14 protein-coding genes are annotated in these 12,809 nt (G+C 73.5%); 11 read left to right on the top strand and 3 right to left on the bottom strand.

The features are described 5' to 3' along the window. The first annotated feature begins 9 nt into the window (after nt 1-9). Entirely contained in the window at nt 10-1,176 is a 1,167-nt protein-coding gene (locus JYK04_RS18515) for a serine hydrolase domain-containing protein (protein ID WP_189735442.1), read from the top strand. A gap of 33 nt (nt 1,177-1,209) precedes the next feature. Here JYK04_RS18515 and JYK04_RS18510 read toward each other — a convergent pair whose 3' ends face one another. Continuing rightward, complete coding sequence (locus tag JYK04_RS18510; protein ID WP_189735443.1) at nt 1,210-1,695, bottom strand: YbaK/EbsC family protein; 486 nt, start codon at nt 1,693-1,695, stop codon at nt 1,210-1,212. Between the two features lie 75 nt (nt 1,696-1,770). Continuing rightward, nucleotides 1,771-3,414: a penicillin-binding transpeptidase domain-containing protein gene (locus JYK04_RS18505; RefSeq protein WP_189735446.1), complete on the bottom strand. Its 1,644-nt coding sequence runs from the start codon at nt 3,412-3,414 to the stop codon at nt 1,771-1,773. Between the two features lie 159 nt (nt 3,415-3,573). Here JYK04_RS18505 and JYK04_RS41240 point away from each other — a divergent pair, with 159 nt between their 5' ends. The 4 genes from JYK04_RS41240 (at nt 3,574) to JYK04_RS41225 (ending at nt 4,772) form a co-directional block, all read left to right on the top strand. Continuing rightward, on the top strand, nt 3,574-3,864 hold the full coding sequence (locus tag JYK04_RS41240) for a GNAT family N-acetyltransferase (protein WP_229875099.1): 291 nt from the start codon (nt 3,574-3,576) through the stop codon (nt 3,862-3,864). Nucleotides 3,865-3,944: 80 nt separating this feature from the next. Next, nucleotides 3,945-4,121, top strand: a complete 177-nt coding sequence (locus JYK04_RS41235) for a hypothetical protein (RefSeq protein WP_229875100.1) — start codon at nt 3,945-3,947, stop codon at nt 4,119-4,121. A 142-nt stretch (nt 4,122-4,263) separates the two neighbouring features. Beyond that, on the top strand, nt 4,264-4,527 hold the full coding sequence (locus tag JYK04_RS41230) for a hypothetical protein (protein WP_189735737.1): 264 nt from the start codon (nt 4,264-4,266) through the stop codon (nt 4,525-4,527). Further along, complete coding sequence (locus JYK04_RS41225; protein ID WP_237410260.1) at nt 4,509-4,772, top strand: pentapeptide repeat-containing protein; 264 nt, start codon at nt 4,509-4,511, stop codon at nt 4,770-4,772. The genes JYK04_RS41230 and JYK04_RS41225 overlap by 19 nt, the downstream gene beginning before the upstream one ends. A gap of 228 nt (nt 4,773-5,000) precedes the next feature. On the opposite strand, the gene JYK04_RS18490 is transcribed toward JYK04_RS41225, so the two are convergent. Next, nucleotides 5,001-6,770: a dolichyl-phosphate-mannose--protein mannosyltransferase gene (locus tag JYK04_RS18490; RefSeq protein WP_189735448.1), complete on the bottom strand. Its 1,770-nt coding sequence runs from the start codon at nt 6,768-6,770 to the stop codon at nt 5,001-5,003. 79 nt (nt 6,771-6,849) lie between these two features. Between JYK04_RS18490 and rsmI the strand changes: the two genes are divergently transcribed. From rsmI to JYK04_RS18460, 6 genes are all read left to right on the top strand, one after another. After that, nucleotides 6,850-7,767 (top strand): 16S rRNA (cytidine(1402)-2'-O)-methyltransferase, encoded by a 918-nt coding sequence (gene rsmI / locus JYK04_RS18485; protein WP_189735450.1) that lies wholly within the window; start codon nt 6,850-6,852, stop codon nt 7,765-7,767. A 139-nt stretch (nt 7,768-7,906) separates the two neighbouring features. Continuing rightward, a complete protein-coding gene (locus tag JYK04_RS18480; protein WP_373297388.1) occupies nt 7,907-8,401 on the top strand; it encodes a hypothetical protein in 495 nt (164 codons plus the stop codon). A 10-nt stretch (nt 8,402-8,411) separates the two neighbouring features. Further along, complete coding sequence (locus tag JYK04_RS18475) at nt 8,412-9,302, top strand: TatD family hydrolase (RefSeq protein WP_189735452.1); 891 nt, start codon at nt 8,412-8,414, stop codon at nt 9,300-9,302. Between the two features lie 338 nt (nt 9,303-9,640). Then, a complete protein-coding gene (locus tag JYK04_RS18470) occupies nt 9,641-10,924 on the top strand; it encodes a resuscitation-promoting factor (RefSeq protein WP_189735708.1) in 1,284 nt (427 codons plus the stop codon). Then, the gene (gene rsmA, locus JYK04_RS18465; protein ID WP_189735454.1) at nt 10,921-11,841 is read left to right on the top strand and encodes a 16S rRNA (adenine(1518)-N(6)/adenine(1519)-N(6))-dimethyltransferase RsmA; all 921 of its coding nucleotides are present in this window, start codon (nt 10,921-10,923) and stop codon (nt 11,839-11,841) included. Before JYK04_RS18470 ends, rsmA begins: the two co-directional genes overlap by 4 nt. Further along, complete coding sequence (locus tag JYK04_RS18460; RefSeq protein ID WP_189735456.1) at nt 11,838-12,755, top strand: 4-(cytidine 5'-diphospho)-2-C-methyl-D-erythritol kinase; 918 nt, start codon at nt 11,838-11,840, stop codon at nt 12,753-12,755. The genes rsmA and JYK04_RS18460 overlap by 4 nt, the downstream gene beginning before the upstream one ends. Nucleotides 12,756-12,809: the final 54 nt, after the last annotated feature.

The raw sequence follows: 12,809 nt of genomic DNA, 5'->3' as shown, positions 1-12,809 counted from the left end.
GGAGTAGACGTGGATGTCCGCGGGACGGTGGCAGAGGGCTTCGAGCCCGTCAGGGACGCGTTCGTACGCAACTTCGAGGTACTCGGGGACCGGGGCGCGGCCGTGGCCGTGTACCGCGACGGCCGCAAGGTCGTCGACCTGTGGGGCGGCACCCGGGACGCCGAGGGCACCGAGCCCTGGACCGAGGGCACCGCGCAGATCGTCCGCTCCGCCACCAAGGGCGTGGCGGCCGCCGTGCCGCTGCTGCTGCACCAGCGCGGACTGCTGGACCTGGACGCGCCCGTGGGCTCGTACTGGCCGGAGTTCAAGACGGGCGGCAAGGAGCGGATCCTGGTCCGCGACGTGCTCGCGCACCGCGCCGGCATACCCGCGCTGGACCGGGGGCTGAGCGCCGCCGAGGCCGCCGACGGGGTGTCCGGGGCGCGCGCGGTCGCCGCCCAGCAGCCCTTCTGGGAGCCGGGCACCGAGCACGGCTACCACGCGCAGACCTACAGCTGGCTGCTGTCCGAGCTGGTGCTGCGGGCGACGGGCCGCACGGTGGGTTCCGTCCTCGCGGAGGAGATCGCCGAACCGCTGGGGCTGGAGTTCTGGATCGGCCTGCCGGAGACCGAGGCCCACCGGGTGGGCCGGGTGGCGCCGGTCGAGCCGCCCGAGAGCGCGGGCATGCTGCGGACCCGGCCGCGGCGCAACGTCTCCGAGGCCTACGCCGACCCGGACTCCCTCACCCGCCGCGCCTTCGCCGCCATCGCGCCGCTGCCCGACGAGAACGACCCCGCCTACCGGGCCGCCGAGCTCCCCGCGTCGAACGGCATCGGGACGGCCCGCGCCCTGGCCCGGTTCTACGGTGCCACCATCGGCGTGGTCGAGGACGGCGCGCGGATCTTCACCCCGGCCACCACCGAGCTGGCCGGCCGGGAGCACTCCGCCGGACCGGACCGGGTGCTCGTCGTCAACACCCGCTTCGGCCCCGGCTACATGCTGCACGGACCGGCCTCCCCGCTGCTCTCGCCGGCCTCGTTCGGCCACCCCGGCCGCGGCGGCTCGCTGGCCTTCGCGGACCCGGAGGCGGGCATCGGCTTCGGCTACGTCACCAATGCCCTGGCCAAGTCGGTGACCGCGGACCCCCGGGCGCAGGCCCTGGTCAGGGCCCTGAAGTCGGCCCTGTCGACCCGGTAGGCCCCGTCAACCCGGTCAGTCCCGTCCGCCCCGTCAGCCCTCTGTCGTGTGCTCGCGCACATCGGCCAGCTCGGCCCCCGCGTACGCGATGAGCTCGTCCGGGGCCATCGGGAACACCGTGGTCGGGGTGCCGGCCGCCGCCCAGATCTCCTCGTGGGCGAGCAGTGACCGGTCGGCCAGCACCCGGGTGCGGGTGCGGTGTCCGAAGGGCGGGACCCCGCCGATCGCGTAGCCCGTGGTCTCCCGGACCAGCGCGGCATCGGCCCGCGTCACCTTCCCGGCGCCGAGCTCGCGGCGTACGGCCTCCACGTCCACCCGTGAGGCCCCGTCCATGAGGACCAGCACCGGGACCCCGTCCGCCGCGAAGATCAGCGACTTGACGATCTGGCTCAGCTCGCAGCCGATCGCGGCCGCCGCGTCGGCGGCCGTACGGGTGCCTTCGGGAAAGCTCCGGACGGTGAGGTCGAGGCCCAGCTCGGCAAGGGCCTCGGCGAACAGGGGGTGCGTGGACGTCGTCATGCCGCGACGTTAGCGCCGCCGGGCGCGGCGACACGACCGATTTCGGGCCCGGCCGGTCGCGTCGCCGCCGCTCGGTCAGCCCGCGTTCAGTACCTGGGCGACGATCGGGCCCGCCGCGTCGCCGCCGTGGCCGCCGCCCTCGACCATGGCCGCCGCGGCCACGTCACCGCTGAAGCCGGTGAACCAGCTGTCCGGGCTGTCCCCGGCGCCGCCGACCTCCGCCGAGCCGGTCTTCGCGCCCTTGTCCGAGCCGTGGACCGGGGCCATGGCCTTCTGCGCGGTGCCACTGGAGGCCGTCAGCTTCATCATGCTGACCAGCTGCTGCTGCACCGAGGACTTCATCCGGCGCTGGGCCGTCGCTATCGTCCGGCCGTCGAGCTCCGGCGAGACCAGTACCGGCTGGCGGAAGACCCCGGTGCGCGCGGTCGCGGTGATGGACGCGACGTTCAGCGGGTTCATGGTGATCTGCCCCTGCCCGATGTACTCGGCGGCCGCCGCCGCGCCCGTGGCCGGCGGGACCTTGCCGTCGGTGGACTGGATGCCCGTCTTCCAGTCCATGCCGATGCCGAAGACCTCCGTGGCCTCCTTCGGCAGTGCGGAGTCGTCGTCGACGGGCTTGATCTGCTTGATGAAGGCGGTGTTGCAGGAGCGGGCGAACGAGGTCGCGAAACTGGTGCCGGGCGGCAGCTCGAAGTTGTTCAGGTTGTGGAACTCGCGGCCCCACGTCACCGTCTTCCCGCACTCCGCCGGTTTGTCCGCGGCGACCAGGCCGCGGTCCAGCAGCATCGCGGCCGTCACGATCTTCATCGTGGATCCGGGTGCCCGGGTGCCCCGCATCGCCGCGTTGAAGTTGTCCTTGCGGTTGTTCGCGACGGCCAGGATGTGTCCGTTGCTCGGCTGGACGGCGACCACCGAGGCCTCCGGGAACTTGGTGACCGCCTGCTCGGCCGCCGCCTGCACCTTCGCGTCCAGGTACGTCTTGAGCGTGCTCGGCTCGCCCTCGACGAGGGTCAGCAGGGTCCGCTTGGGCGCGTCCTTCGCGGCCGGCTCGATCCACACCTCGGCCCCGGTCTTGCCGCCCGTCTTGCTGCCGTAGTTCTGGCGCAGCTCGTCGAGGATCTGGCGCAGCGAGGGGTACTTCTCCGCGGTCAGCTCCTCGCCGTTGCGGTCCACGGCCTTGACGGGCGGGTTCGCGGGGGCGCCCGCACGCAGCTTCTCGTCCTTCTGGAGCTGCGGGTGGATCACCGAGGGCTGCCAGTCGACCAGCGGCTTTCCGCTGGTCAGGCCGCGCACCACGGTCAGCTGGGAGTCGTAGGCCAGCGGCTTGGTGGTGCCCTCGTACGTGATCTCTGCCTCGACCTTGAACGGCACGGTGGTGCCGTTCGGCGTGCCGGGGGTGATCACGGCCTTGGACACGTACGACTTGGTCTTGAAATCCCCGACCGCGGCCTGCGCGGCCGCGGGGTTGTTCGTCAGGTCGGCGGCCACCCGCTCGTCCCCGGCCGCCCATGCGGCCAGGAAGGCCTTGGCGGTCTTCGCCGCGTCCTTGTCGCCGACCGGCCCGCTGCCCTTTTCGGCCTGGACGGTGGTCTCGCCGTCCTTGCCTTCCTTCGCGTCCCCGCCGGCGTCTCCGACCAGCGTGTACACCCCGTACCCGGCGCCGCCGAGCATGGCGAGGAACACCCCGCCGATGACGGCACCCTTCGCTGCCCCGTTCACGTGAGTCCTTCCCCCATGATGACGGTTCCTGAACATGTTCAAAGAACCCTTGGTGCGGACTTTACTCTGTGCAGCGACTCAGTACGTCATTGTTACCGGACCGGAACATCCGAACGTAATCGGGTCGTCACCTGCGGCTTCCCTCCCTAGAGTGCCGCCGTGGACCTCACCTACCGGCGTTACGCCGATGCCGACGCCGATGACCTGGTCGCCTTCCTCGCCGGGGACGCCTGGCCCTTCCACGGCTCGGCCGTCGTCGATCCGGAGCAGGCCCGGCAATGGGCCGCGGAGGGCCGCTTCGACAACGCGGAGACCAGGTCGTTCTGGATCGACGGCGGCGGGGAGGCCCTCGGCCTGGTCCGCCTGATGGACCTGGGCGACAGCACGCCCGTCTTCGACCTGCGGATCCGCTCCCGGTACCGGGGCCGGGGGATCGGCGCCACGCACTGACCTGGCTGACGGGACACCTGTTCACCGAACTCCCGCGGATCCGGCGGATCGAGGGCACCACGCGCCAGGACGACGCGGCGATGCGGCGCACCTTCCGGCGGTGCGGGTACGTCAAGGAGGCGCACTACCGGGAGGGCTGGCCCTCGGCCGACGGCACGGTCCACGACGCGGTCGGCTACGCGATCCTGCGGCGGGACTGGGCCGACGGCACGGTCACGGCCCCCGCCTGGGACGACGAGCACACGGCCGAGGACTGACCCCGGCACGGCCCGAACATGCGTGCACCGGTGCCGTGTTCTAGCGTCGGAAGAGCGAGGGCCCCCGCTCCGCGCCGCCGCCCCCGCCCGCGGTCCGGCGCGTCGGCGGACCGCACCCCACCGAGAGAGCAGGTGCATCCGCATGCGTCCGTCGGCTCGTATCCCCAGCATCCTGGCAGGCCTGGCCCTCGCCGTCGGCGGCACCGTCATCGCCGCCCCGTCCGCCCAGGCGGACGTGAAGGCCTGCGAGCAGTACGTCGCCCAGCACGCCCCGAAGGCCACGGACGGCGCCGCGGAGGCCTGCTACCAGGGGTCGATCGGCAACCAGACCAGCTGCGACGCCAGCCTCGTCGCGGTCGGCGCGAGCAAGGACGTGGCCTCCGCGGCTTGCGAGGCCTCCCGCTAGCCCGTCTCCGCGCATCCTGCCGGGCCTGCGGCGCCCGGCACCGCACCTGGCGGCGTTTTCGGGGCGCCCGAGTACGTCCAGTACACGGGTGCCCCTCCGCCTTGTCCTCGGACCTGCATGGTGCCGACCTGAACGGATCGGACCTGCGCCAGGCAGACCTGACCGGCGCTGATCTCACCGGCGCGAACCTGAACGGAGCCCTACGGGGGGCGAAGGGGATTCCTGCTGAAGTGCGGGACAGGTGAACGCTCAGCCCAGGCGGCCCCGACCAGAGGTTTTCCGCCCACCAGGGCCGCCGAGGTCCTCCGGAGCCATCTCTGCGCAGGGCGTTCGCATCAGTTGATAACCACCGGGCGGCCGCTCGCTGAGGTCGTCTGCGGGCCGTCGAGGGGCGGCTCAGGACGGCCAGCGAGGACCAGCAACAACCACGAAGGGCCCGGCACCGTCAGGTGGCGGGCCCTTCGTTTGCGCTGCTAGACCCAGGTGTCCAGCCACATGCGGCCGCGCCAGGAGTCCATGGGCAAGGTCTGGCCCGTGTAGATCGGCCAGAAGTAGATGAAGTTCCACGCGATCAGCAGGACCAGTACGCCCGCGCCGATCGCGCCCAGTGCGCGTCGGCGTTCGCTCGACCCGGCCGGGCCCAGCAGGGCGCCGATCATCATCGCCACCGCCAGGCACAGGTACGGGACGAAGACCACCGCGTAGAAGTAGAAGATCGTCCGCTCCTGGTAGTTGAACCAGGGCAGCAGACCCGCCCCCAGTGCGCACGCGATCGCGCCCGCCCGCCAGTCGCGGCGGAAGAACCACCGCCACAGCACGTACAGCAGCGCGAAGCAGCCCGCCCACCACAGCAGCGGGGTGCCCAGGGCCAGGACCTCGCGGGCGCACTTGCCCGCCGCGGTCGCTGGGCAGCCGTCGGCGCCGGGTTCGGGGGACTCGTAGAAGTAGGAGACGGGCCGGCCCAGGACCAGCCAGCTCCACGGGTTGGACTCGTAGGTGTGCCCCGAGGTCAGGCCGACGTGGAACGCGTAGACCTCGGTCTCGTAGTGCCACAGGCTGCGCAGCCACTCCGGCAGGAAGCCCAGCGAGCTGCCCTGGTCGTACTTGGCCGCCCAGTCGCGCAGATAGCCGCCCTTGCCGTTGTCCGGGCTGAGGATCCAGCCCGACCACGAGGCCAGGTACGTGGCGACCGCGACCGGGACGGTCGAGACGAAGGCGGGCAGCGCGTCGCGCCGGAGCATCGAGACGTACGGGGCACCCGCGCCCGCGGTGCGCCGCGCGGCGGCGTCCCACAGCACGGTGAGGACGCCGAAGAAGGCGAGGATGACGAAGCCGTTCCACTTCGTGCCCGCGGCCAGACCCAGGCACACGCCGGCCAGGATCCGGTACGGCCGCCAGCCCAGCCGCAGCGTCTCGGCGATCTTCGTGTCCGGCCGGGTCCGGCCCTCCTCGTCCACCGGCAGCGCGTCCGCCAGCCGGGCTCTGGCCCGGTCGCGGTCGATGAGAAGGGCCCCGAAGGCGGCGAGCACGAAGAACATCAGCACCAGGTCCAGCAGCGCGGTGCGGCTCATCACCAGGTGCAGGCCGTCCACCGCGAGCAGCGCGCCCGCCAGGCAGCCCAGGAAGGTCGAGCGGAAGAGGCGGCGCCCGATCCGGCACAGCATCAGCACCGACAGCGTGCCGAGCACGGCGGTCATGAACCGCCAGCCGAAGGGCGTGAAGCCGAACATCCACTCGCCGAGCCCGATCACCCATTTGCCGACGGGCGGGTGCACGACGTAGCCCGGGTCGGCCGGCAGGGCGACCGCGTCCGGGTTCGCGAGGATCGAAGCGTCGATGTCCTTGGGCCAGCTGGCCTCGTAGCCCTGCCGGATCGTGGCCCAGGCGTCCTTGGCGTAGTACGTCTCGTCGAATATCACCGCCTTCGGGCTGCCCAGGTGCACGAACCGCAGCACCCCGGCGACCAGCGCCACCAGCAGCGGCCCCACCCACGAGACGATCAGCCGCCAGGTCCCCCACACCTGGGGCGGCAGCCCGAAGGTCATCCACAGCTGCTTGGACGGCCTGGTGTACGGGGGCACCAGGCGGGTGCGGACGTCCGAGCGCGCGGAAGCGGCGGCGGGCGGCACGTAGCCGAAGCCGCGCAGCCGGCGCAGCCAGGTGGGCGGCTCGTCCTCGCGTCCCACCGATGAGGCGGGCGGGGCCCCCGCGGGGCTGGGCGGCGGCGTCGCGGTACTGGTCACCGGCACATCGTAGGGAAGAGATCTGTGTGCGCCACCAGTGGCGGGGGGCGGCGGGGCACGGGACTGAGAGGATGGGCGGGTGACGACTGACCAGCCCCGCGACACCCAGCCCACCACGACCGATGGCGTCCTCGTACTCGCCGGCACCCCCATCGGCGATCTCGCGGACGCCCCGCCGCGTCTGGCGGCCGAGCTGGAGCGGGCCGATGTGATCGCCGCCGAGGACACCCGGCGGCTGCGCCGGCTGACCCAGGGGCTCGGCGTGCACACCACCGGGCGCGTCCTGTCGTACTTCGAGGGCAACGAGTCGGCGCGCACCCCGGAGCTGGTCGAGGCGCTGGCCGGCGGGGCGCGCGTGCTGCTGGTGACGGACGCGGGCATGCCGTCGGTCTCCGACCCCGGCTACCGGCTGGTCGCCGCCGCCGTCGAGAAGGACATCAAGGTCACCGCCGTCCCCGGGCCGTCCGCGGTGCTCACCGCGCTCGCCATGTCCGGGCTGCCGGTGGACCGGTTCTGCTTCGAGGGGTTCCTGCCGCGCAAGGCGGGGGAGCGCCTGGGCCGGCTGCGCGAGGTCGAGGGCGAGCGGCGCACGCTCGTCTACTTCGAGGCCCCGCACCGGCTCGACGACACCCTGGCCGCGATGGCCGAGGTCTTCGGCGCCGACCGGCGGGCCGCCGTCTGCCGCGAGCTGACGAAGACCTACGAGGAGGTCAAGCGCGGCGGGCTCGGCGAGCTCGCGGCCTGGGCCGCCGAAGGGGTGCGCGGAGAGATCACCGTCGTGGTCGAGGGCGCCCCGGCCGCCGCGCCCGGAGACGTGGACGACGAGGAGCTGGTGCGCCGGGTGCGGGTGCGCGAGGAGGCCGGTGAGCGGCGCAAGGAGGCCATCGCGGCGGTCGCGGCCGAGGCCGGCGTACCCAAGCGCGAGGTGTTCGACGCTGTGGTGGCGGCAAAGAACGCGGCACAAAAGGTGCCGCCGATCGGTAAAGAGCTAGCCTGAAAAGCAAAGCTCAGACCGCGCACCGGGCGCTTTGGGCATGAGTCGCCCAAAGACCGTCCAACAGTAGACAGGGCCTGATGCGCTCCCGCCCGCAGAGGCGTCCACTGGCAATGGCACCAGTGGAACAAGAGGAGCTGGCATGAGTGAGATCGCAGACACCCCGATACCCGTCCCCGCCGCAGTCCCTGTCGCTGTGACCGCCTCCGACGTGCACACCGTGCACGAGGCCTACTCCTTCGCGTGCATGAGGTGCGGATACGGCTGGGAGCAGGCGTACGCGATCGAGCACCACGTCGACGGCAAGGGCGAGCCGTTCATCATGTACAAGGTCAACGACGAGCGGGTGCCCTCCCCCCTGTCCAACCCGACCTGCCTCAACTGCGGCGGACACGTCGTACGGATCATGCGGGCCGGACAGGTCTCCTCGGTGCTGGGCATGATCGACCACATCTACCACCACCAGATCGCGCCCGGGATCGCCGGACCGGTGCCGGCCGGTGCGAACGTCCCCCGGACGCCCAAGCCGCGCAAGCCCGCCCGGTCCCACGCCTCCCCGGGGCCGGTGGCCGCCGACCCCGCCGGGGAGCGCCGGGGCCTGCTCTCCCGTCTGAAGGGGCTCTTCCGCCGGTCATAAGATCGGCCGTATGAGCACACGCGTGGAGAAGACGCAGCCCAAGGACGCACCGCCGCCGCTGCCCGAACCCCTCCGGGTGGCGGTGGCGGACTCGCACACCCACCTCGACATGCAGTCGGGGACCGTCGAGGAGGGTCTCGCGAAGGCCGCCTCGGTGGGCGTGACCACCGTCGTCCAGGTGGGCTGCGACGTGAAGGGCTCCCGGTGGGCCGCCGAGACCGCGGCCGCGTACGAGAACGTCCACGCGGCCGTCGCGCTTCACCCGAACGAAGCGCCGCGGATCGTGCTCGGCGACCCCGACGGCTGGTCGCGCCAGGGCGCCCGGGCCGGCGGCGGCGAGGCCGCCCTCGACGAGGCGCTCGCCGAGATCGAGGCGCTGGCCGCGCTCGACCACGTCAAGGCGGTCGGCGAGACCGGCCTGGACTACTTCCGCACCGGACCCGAGGGCATGGCCGCGCAGGAGCGTTCCTTCCGCGCGCACATCGAGATCGCCAAGCGGCAGGGCAAGGCGCTCGTCATCCACGACCGGGACGCCCACGCGGACGTGCTGCGCGTCCTGCGCGAGGAGGGCGCCCCCGAGCGCACCGTCTTCCACTGCTACTCCGGGGACGCCGACATGGCCCGCGAGTGCGCCGCCGCCGGGTACTACATGTCCTTCGCCGGGACCGTCACCTTCAAGAACGCCGCGCCGCTGCGCGAGGCCCTGGCCGTGGCCCCGCTGGAGCTGGTGCTCGTCGAGACGGACGCGCCCTACCTCACCCCTGCGCCGTACCGCGGACGGCCCAACGCGCCGTACCTCATTCCGCTGACGGTCCGGGCGATGGCCGCGGTCCGCGGCATCGACGAGGACGCGATGGCCACGGCCCTGGCGGCCAACACGGCGCGCGCCTTCGACTACTGACCGCCACTGGCGCCCCACCCGCTCCGACACACTGAGTAATCGTTTCGCTTTGGAGTGTGACGACTCCTCCGCTAGGGTGCCGTGCCCGCACCGGAGGGTGCCGGATCACCAGTGGAGCGAGCGTCGTGAGCGATACCCAGGGCAGTCACCGCCGTGGCGGTTCCGTCCCCGAGGCGTACGAGGCCCAACCCTTGTCCGTACCGGCGGCCCGGGCGGCCGGTACGGGAGATCCCGGGCCCGCCGCGTGGCACCCGGAGCCCCCGGTCCCGGGCCCGACCACGGTCCCGGCGCCGCCCCCGGTACCGGGCCCGCGCGGCGGGCGCCGCCGCCGGGCCGGCATGTCACCGGCCGAGCTGTCGGAGGCCGACACCCTGGCCGCGGCGCCCGTCGCGCCCGGCCCGGGCCGCCGCAGGGCCGCGCCCCCCGTGGTCGCGGCGCCGGCCGCACCCGCCGCCCCCGCTCCCACCCTCAGCCCCGCGGCGCCGGGCCGCCGCCGGGCCCGGGGCCGCGGCGCCCCCGCCGAGATCCTCGCCGGGAACTGGCGGCGGATCGTGCCGCAGGCCCTCGTCGTCGCCTTCCTCGCGGGCGGCACCTCGGCGTTCGTCGCCGCCGACAAGGCCGTACGGCTCACCGTGGACGGCGTCCCGCGCAACCTCCACACCTTCGCCGACGACATCGGCGAACTGCTCGCCGCCGAAGGCCTCGGCGTCGGCCCCCACGACCTGGTCGCCCCCGCCCCCGGCGAACCCCTCGGCGACGGCGAGGAGGTCGTCGTCCGCTACGGCCGCCCCCTGCGCCTGACCCTCGACGGACAGCAGCGCCAGGTGTGGACCACCGCCCGCACCGTCGAGGGCGCCCTGCGCCAGTTCGGCATCCGCGCCGAGGGCGCCTACCTCTCCGCCCCCCGCACCGCCCCCGTCCCGCGCGCCGGGCTGGCCCTCAGCGTCCGCACCGAACGCAGCGTCACCTTCATGGCCGACGGCCGCGAACGCACCATCCGCACCAACGCCGCCACCGTCCAGGAGGCCCTCGACCAGGCCGGCATCACCCTCCAGGACCAGGACACCACCTCCGTACCGCCCACCGACTTCCCGCGCGACGGCCAGACGGTCACCGTGCTGCGCATCACCGGCACCCGCGAGGTCCGCGAGGAGCGGATCCCGTACGAGACCGAGAAGGTCGACGACCCCGAGCTGTTCGCCGGCACCGAGGTCGTCGAGCGCGCCGGCCGCCCCGGGGCGCGCAGGGTCACGTACAGCCTGCGCACCGTCAACGGGGTCCGGCAGACGCCGCGGCCCATCGCCGACGAGGTCGTCCGCGAACCCGTCACCCAGCTCGTCAAGGTCGGCACCAAGGCGCTGCCGAGCTCCGTCGCCGGCGCCGACGGCCTCAACTGGGCGGCCCTCGCCCAGTGCGAGTCCGGCGGCCGCCCCTCCGCCACCGACGCCTCGGGGACCTACGGCGGGCTGTACCAGTTCGACGTCCGCACCTGGCAGGCCCTCGGCGGCAGCGGACGCCCGCAGGACGCCCCGGGCGCGGAACAGACGTACCGGGCGAAGAAGCTCTACGTGCAGCGGGGGGCGAGTCCGTGGCCGCACTGCGGCCGTACGCTTTACCGGTGAGCACCGCAGAGCAGCAGCCCGAGAACACCGAGAAGACCTCCCCCGCCGCGCCCGACGCCCTCCTCGGCCCGGCCGACATCAGGGAGCTGGCCGCCGCCCTCGGCGTACGCCCGACGAAGCAGAAGGGGCAGAACTTCGTCATCGACGCCAACACGGTCCGCCGGATCGTGCGCACCGCCGAGGTCCGCCCCGACGACGTGGTCGTCGAGGTCGGCCCGGGGCTCGGCTCGCTGACGCTCGCGCTGCTGGAGGCCGCGGACCGGGTCGTCGCCGTCGAGATCGACGACATCCTCGCCGCCGCCCTGCCCGCCACCATCGAGGCCCGGATGCCCGCGAAGAAGGACCGCTTCGCGCTGGTCCACTCCGACGCGATGCTGGTGACCGAACTGCCCGGCCCGGCGCCGACCGCGCTCGTCGCGAACCTGCCGTACAACGTGGCCGTGCCCGTCCTGCTCACCATGCTCGACCGCTTCCCGACCATCGAGCGCACGCTGGTGATGGTGCAGGCCGAGGTCGCCGACCGGCTGGCCGCGGAACCGGGCAACAAGGTCTACGGGGTGCCCTCCGTCAAGGCCAACTGGTACGCCCACGTCAAGCGTGCCGGTGCCATCGGCCGCAAGGTCTTCTGGCCCGCCCCGAACGTCGACTCCGGTCTCGTCTCGCTGGTGCGCCGCACCGAGCCGATCAAGACCACCGCCACCAAGGCCGAGGTCTTCGCGGTCGTCGACGCCGCCTTCGCCCAGCGCCGCAAGACGCTGCGCGCCGCGCTGGCCGGCTGGGCCGGTTCGGCGGCGGGCGCGGAGGCGGCGCTGGTCGCCGCCGGTGTCTCGCCGCAGGCCCGCGGGGAGTCCCTGACGGTCGAGGAGTTCGCGGCCATCGCCGAGCACAAGCCCGCGGCGGAGAGGCCGGCCCTGTGAGCGCGCCCCAGGCGCCCGTGACCGTACGGGTCCCCGCGAAGGTCAACGTCCAGCTGGCGGTGGGCGCGGCCCGCCCCGACGGCTTCCACGACCTGGCCAACGTCTTCCTCGCCGTCTCCCTGTACGACGAGGTCACCGCCACCCCGGCCGACGCCCTGACCATCACCTGCACCGGCCCGGACGCCGACCAGGTGCCGCTGGACCGCAGCAACCTCGCGGCGCGCGCCGCCGAGATCCTCGCGGCCCGGGCCGGGATCGAACCCGCCGTCCACCTGCACATCGCGAAGAACATCCCGGTCGCGGGCGGCATGGCGGGCGGCAGCGCGGACGGCGCGGCGGCCCTGCTGGCCTGCGACACCCTGTGGGGCCTGAACACCCCGCGCGCCGAGCTCCTCGACATCTGTGCGGAGCTCGGCAGCGACGTCCCCTTCAGCCTGGTCGGCGGGGCCGCGCTCGGCACCGGCCGCGGTGAGCTGCTCACGCCGGTCGGGGCGGGGACGTTCCACTGGGTCTTCGCCGTGGCCGACGGCGGGCTGTCCACCCCGGCGGTCTTCCGCGAGTTCGACCGCCTCGCCGAGGCCGCGGGTACGCGGATCCCCGAGCCGGAGGCCTCCCCGGCGCTGCTGGCGGCCCTGGCCTCGGGCGACGCGGACCGGCTGGGCGCCACCTTGGCCAACGACCTCCAGGCGGCGGCGCTGTCTCTTCGGCCGCAGTTGGCGCGGACGCTGGCCGCGGGCGTGGAGGGTGGCGCGCTCGCCGCGCTGGTCTCGGGCTCGGGCCCGACGACCGCGTTCCTCGTCGCGGACGAGGAAGCCGCCGCCAAGGTCGCTGCCGCGCTCGAAGCGTCCGGTACCTGCCGGGCCACTCGCGTGGCGTCCAGCCCGGCCCCCGGAGCCACGGTCCTGCCGTCCTGACCCCGCGGGTCCGCTGCCGGGGCTCCGCCCCAGACCCCGCGCCCCAAACGCCGG

The organism is Streptomyces nojiriensis, from assembly GCF_017639205.1.
Lineage (GTDB): Bacteria > Actinomycetota > Actinomycetes > Streptomycetales > Streptomycetaceae > Streptomyces > Streptomyces nojiriensis.
This window is presented reverse-complemented; position numbering and strand designations above follow the sequence as displayed.

Excerpts from the sequence above, each read along its gene's own strand:
- JYK04_RS18510 (WP_189735443.1), bottom strand. The coding sequence starts at position 1,695 with ATGACGACGTCCACGCACCCCCTGTTCGCCGAGGCCCTTGCCGAGCTG.
- JYK04_RS41235 (WP_229875100.1), top strand. The coding sequence starts at position 3,945 with ATGCGGCGCACCTTCCGGCGGTGCGGGTACGTCAAGGAGGCGCACTAC.
- JYK04_RS41230 (WP_189735737.1), top strand. The coding sequence starts at position 4,264 with ATGCGTCCGTCGGCTCGTATCCCCAGCATCCTGGCAGGCCTGGCCCTC.
- JYK04_RS18480 (WP_373297388.1), top strand. The coding sequence starts at position 7,907 with ATGAGTGAGATCGCAGACACCCCGATACCCGTCCCCGCCGCAGTCCCT.
- JYK04_RS18475 (WP_189735452.1), top strand. The coding sequence starts at position 8,412 with ATGAGCACACGCGTGGAGAAGACGCAGCCCAAGGACGCACCGCCGCCG.
- JYK04_RS18470 (WP_189735708.1), top strand. The coding sequence starts at position 9,641 with ATGTCACCGGCCGAGCTGTCGGAGGCCGACACCCTGGCCGCGGCGCCC.